We start from the raw sequence: 4465 nt of genomic DNA on the forward strand, positions 1-4465 counted from the left end.
CAGGGCCGGGTCGGCGGGTGGGTTTTGATCACTGCTGGCGCTGTCGGCGGGGTTGGCCGGCGGGTCGGCAGGCAAGGGTTTGCCGCTATCGGCAACCGCTGGCGTACCGGCGGCAGGTTTATCGTTGTTCGCGACAGGCTTATCGTTGCCGGCAACAGGCTTGGCACTCGCGCCATCAGGCTTGTCGCGCACGGGTTTGGCCGAGTTGTCGTCGGCTTTGGCCGAGGGCTTCGAACCCTGGCTGGCGAACACCTGAGCAAAGCCAGGGCCTTTGTCCCGCGGCTCCGCGGCCGCCGCCGGTGGATTGGCGGCAGGCGCTTGAGGCTTGGCCGCAGGGGCAGCCTGAAGGAGCGAATTAGGGGCGACTGGCATAGGTAAGGTCTCCACTGCATGGGAATCGGGGATGCAGTATCAGGAGATAGAGCAAGAGTCGGGCCAGCTCTTCGGAAAAGCCCTGCCGCGCCTGAAATTAAAGCTGGAAGCGCTGGCGCTCCGACTCATACAGCGGCTTGACCAGCGCAAACTCATGGTCGATCTGATCGACCAAGGCCCCCAGGTCCGCTGCAGCCTCGACCGACTCAACCTCCAAGCGCTGGCACAAGTGCGCCAACCGCACCGCACCGAGGTTACCACTGCTGCCCTTGAAACTATGGGCGATGCGCGCCAACGCCTTGGCATCGTCGCGAGCCTTGCGCAGCGCTTCGACGCGCTTTTGCGAATCATCGAGAAAGGTATCGAGCAATTTGGGGTACTCGCCTTCCATGACTTCCTGCAAACCCGATAACACGTCCGGGTCCAGATGAACCTCAACCACTTGTTCGCTCCTTGATCAAGAATCGGCGGATTATGCCAGAGCCTCCCAGCAAAACTCCACGCAGACACTGCGCCCGCCGTCGGACCAGCGTACATCGCTGCTCAGTTGACGCACCAGGCCCAAGCCGCGACCAGACAGACGGTCGACATCCAGCGGGCGAGCCAGTACCTGTTCCACATCGAATCCGGGGCCGCTGTCTTCGATGCGCAAGGTCATCCTGCCGCCCGTAGCGGTGGGCTCTACCTGCACATGCACGCGCACATAACCGCTGTTGAGTTGCACCAGCCGCTCATTGCGCTGGCGGTAATACTGCGCAAAACCTTCAGCATTGCGCTTGAGCCGCGAGTCCAGGCCCAGCACGCCGTGCTCCAGGGCGTTGGAATACAGTTCGGCCATCACGCTGTAGAGCGCCCCGCTCTGCTCGCGCAGGCCGTGGATCTCCAGCAGCAGTTGCAACAGATAGGGCAACGGGTTGTAACGCCTGAGGGTCTCGGCGCGAAATTCGAAATTCACCGACCAATCCAACGGGCACGACTGGCCGCTGTCGGCATACAACGGCCCCGTCGCACGCATCGACTGGCCGGCCTGCAGGGTGATTTCGAGCATGCTCACGTCATCCCGCGCCTCACCGCGAAACGCCGCCAGGGCCTGCTCGATATCCTCGAACAAGCGGTCCGGCTCACGATTAGCGGCAAACACCTGCTGCAAGCGCTCGGCGCCGAACAATTGCTCGTTGGCATCGGCGGTATCCAGCACGCCATCGGAGAGCAGAAATACGCGGTCGCCCAGGGCCATCGGCCAGACTTCCGTGCGATCATCGAACGCCTGCGCCGACAGCACGCCCAACGGCAAGTGCCGTGATATCAGCGGCGTGCGCTTAGCCGTGGCGACTTCATGCACATAGCCCTCGGGCATGCCGCCATTCCAGACTTCCACCGCACGCCGTTGCGCACTCAGGCACAACAGCGTCGCGCAGCAGAACATGTCCACCGGCAGGATGCGTTTGAGCTTGGCGTTCATCTCCCGCAGGATCTGCGTCAGCCCGTAGCCCTTGGCCGTCATGCCATAGAACACTTCGGCCAACGGCATGGCGCCGACCGCCGCTGGCAGGCCGTGCCCGGTGAAGTCGCCGAGCAGTACATGCATGTCACCCGCCGGCGTATAGGCCGCCAACAACAAGTCGCCGTTGAACAGCGCATAGGGCGATTGCAGGTAGCGAATGTTCGGCGCCGCGTTGATGCAACCCGAATGGGCGACCTTGTCGAACACCGCTTTGGCCACGCGCTGCTCATGCAGCAGGTAGTCATGGTGCTTGGCGATCAGGTCACGCTGCTGCAACACCGTGGCCTGCAGGCGGCGCAGGCGGTCCATCGCATTGATCTTGGCCGCGAGGATCAGCGGGTTATAGGGCTTGGGCAAGAAGTCATCACCACCGGCATCCAGGCATTGGGCCAGGGCTTCGCTTTGGCGCAGGGAGGTGAGGAAGATGATCGGTACCAGGGCCTCGCCCGCCAGTTGCTTGATCCGCCGCGCGGCCTCAAAGCCATCCATCACCGGCATCAGGGCGTCCATCAGCACCAGTTGCGGGCGTTCGCGGGCAAACAGCTCGACAGCTTGTGCGCCGTTGCTGGCGGTGAGCACCTGGTGGCCCTGGCGCCGGACGATGGTCGACAGCAACAGCAGGTCGGCGGCGCTGTCTTCGGCGATCAGGATGGTCAGCGGTTCGAGGACCGGGGCCAGCGCGCTCAATGGATATCGAACAGTTTGTCGAAATTGGAAATCGCAAGGATCTTGCGCACATCGGAGCTGCTGTTGATGACCCTGACCTCCGAGTTATCCCCCCCGGCATGATCGCGCAGCAGCAGGAGCATGCCCAGGGCGGAGCTGTCCATGTAGGTGGTTTCTTTCAGGTCGACGATGTACACGTCCGGCACCTTGTAGAAACGCTCGTAGGCGTCACGAAAGAGCTGGTGGCTGCCGAAATCGAACCGGCCCTTGATTGCGATCGTCAACTTCTTCCCATCCAGGGATACTTCTGACTCGACTGACATGTGACTGCTTCCTTGTCATAGGCCTAGATACAAGGTGTAGCAGGCTAACCGGATGTGGGCAACACATTGAGTCCGGAGCCTGGCGCTAGTAGGGATTCTGGCGCGGCAGGCGCTGGGACAACTCATCGAGCAGTTTTTGCTCGCGCTTATCCTCAAGCGCCCGCGCCTCGTCGATATAGCGCTGCACCAGCTTACGCAACCCTTCGACCCGGGCATACGCCTGCTGCCAGCTCTCGCGGGCCTTGTCGAGGTTGTTCTGGTGCCAGGCCAGGCTCTCGCGCTGCTGGCCGACAGCGGTTTCAAGCTGGTTGAGAAAGCCCTGGTAGCCCATCAGCCACTGGCCGGACACGCCTTTGGTGCCGCGCTCGATCCACTGCTGCTGGTACTCGCCGCGAAAGCGCTCCAGGTCGCCGAGCTTACTTTGTGCCAGGCGCACCTGGCCCTGGAAGTAACCCAGGCGCTGGACCGCGGTTTTTTCGGCCTTTTCGGCCATGTCCACCACCGGGGCCAAGCGTGAGGAGCGGCTGCTGGCCATGGCTTAGCCGCCTGGCGCGGGGGCGAAGATGGACTGCAGGTGCGCTTCGCTTTCGCCCATGCTGATGTTGTCGTTGAGGCCTTGGCGCAGGTAGGTGACCAATTGCGGTTGCAGGGCAATCGCCAGGTCGGTCTCACGATCGCCGCCGGCCACATAGGCGCCAACGCTGATCAGGTCGCGACTTTGCTGGTAGCGCGACCACAACTGCTTGAACTGCTGAGCACGGGCCATGTGCTCCGGCGTGACCACCGACGGCATCACCCGGCTGATGGACGCTTCGATGTCGATAGCTGGGTAGTGCCCCTCTTCCGCCAGGCGCCGCGACAGCACGATGTGACCGTCGAGCACGCCCCGCGCCGAGTCGGCAATCGGGTCTTGCTGGTCATCGCCCTCAGACAACACGGTGTAGAACGCGGTGATCGAGCCCCCCCCCGCCTCGGCATTACCGGCGCGCTCCACCAGCTTGGGCAGCTTGGCGAACACCGACGGCGGATAGCCCTTGGTGGCCGGCGGCTCGCCGATGGCCAGGGCGATTTCCCGCTGGGCCTGGGCGAAACGCGTGAGGGAGTCCATCAGCAACAGGACGTTCTTGCCCTTGTCGCGAAAATATTCGGCGATGCGCGTGCAGTACATGGCGGCGCGTAAACGCATCAGCGGCGCATCGTCGGCCGGGGACGCAACGACGACGGAACGCTTGAGGCCTTCTTCACCGAGGCTGTGCTCGATGAACTCCTTCACTTCCCGACCCCGTTCGCCGATCAGCCCCACCACGATGATGTCGGCCTCGGTAAAGCGGGTCATCATGCCCAGCAACACCGACTTACCCACGCCGGTACCGGCGAACAGGCCGAGGCGCTGACCGCGACCGACCGTCAATAAACCGTTGATGCTGCGAATGCCCACGTCCAGCGGCTGGCTGATGGGGTTGCGCTTGAGCGGGTTGATGGTGGGGCCATCCATCGGCACCCAGTCTTCGGCTTTCATGCCGCCCTTGCCGTCCAGCGCACGACCGGCACCGTCCAGCACGCGGCCGAGCATGCTCATGCCCATGGGCAGGCGGCCGGT

The 4465-nt window shown here is 63.2% G+C and carries 5 protein-coding genes and 1 pseudogene; all 6 read right to left on the minus strand.

What is annotated here, in order from left to right:
- Positions 1 to 372: pseudogene (locus L9Z73_RS25985) on the minus strand (flagellar hook-length control protein FliK); the annotation flags it as partial.
- Between the two features lie 97 nt (positions 373 to 469).
- Complete coding sequence (locus tag L9Z73_RS25990; protein ID WP_247407287.1) at positions 470 to 814, minus strand: Hpt domain-containing protein; 345 nt, start codon at positions 812 to 814, stop codon at positions 470 to 472.
- Positions 815 to 844: 30 nt separating this feature from the next.
- Positions 845 to 2563, minus strand: coding sequence for a fused response regulator/phosphatase (locus tag L9Z73_RS25995; protein WP_247407290.1), 1719 nt, complete (start codon positions 2561 to 2563; stop codon positions 845 to 847).
- A complete protein-coding gene (locus L9Z73_RS26000; protein WP_247407293.1) occupies positions 2560 to 2865 on the minus strand; it encodes an STAS domain-containing protein in 306 nt (101 codons plus the stop codon). Before L9Z73_RS26000 ends, L9Z73_RS25995 begins: the two co-directional genes overlap by 4 nt.
- An 85-nt stretch (positions 2866 to 2950) precedes the next feature.
- Complete coding sequence (fliJ, locus tag L9Z73_RS26005; RefSeq protein ID WP_198717149.1) at positions 2951 to 3400, minus strand: flagellar export protein FliJ; 450 nt, start codon at positions 3398 to 3400, stop codon at positions 2951 to 2953.
- Positions 3401 to 3403: 3 nt separating this feature from the next.
- The coding region (locus L9Z73_RS26010) for a FliI/YscN family ATPase (RefSeq protein WP_247407295.1) at positions 3404 to 4465 on the minus strand (1062 nt) is incomplete at its 5' end.

It is taken from the genome of Pseudomonas emilianonis, from assembly GCF_023072625.1.
GTDB classification, from domain to species: Bacteria; Pseudomonadota; Gammaproteobacteria; order Pseudomonadales; family Pseudomonadaceae; genus Aquipseudomonas; species Aquipseudomonas paraveronii.

Coding starts and splice junctions, on each gene's coding strand:
- fliJ (WP_198717149.1), bottom strand. CDS start 3,400: ATGGCCAGCAGCCGCTCCTCACGCTTGGCCCCGGTGGTGGACATGGCC.
- L9Z73_RS26000 (WP_247407293.1), bottom strand. CDS start 2,865: ATGTCAGTCGAGTCAGAAGTATCCCTGGATGGGAAGAAGTTGACGATC.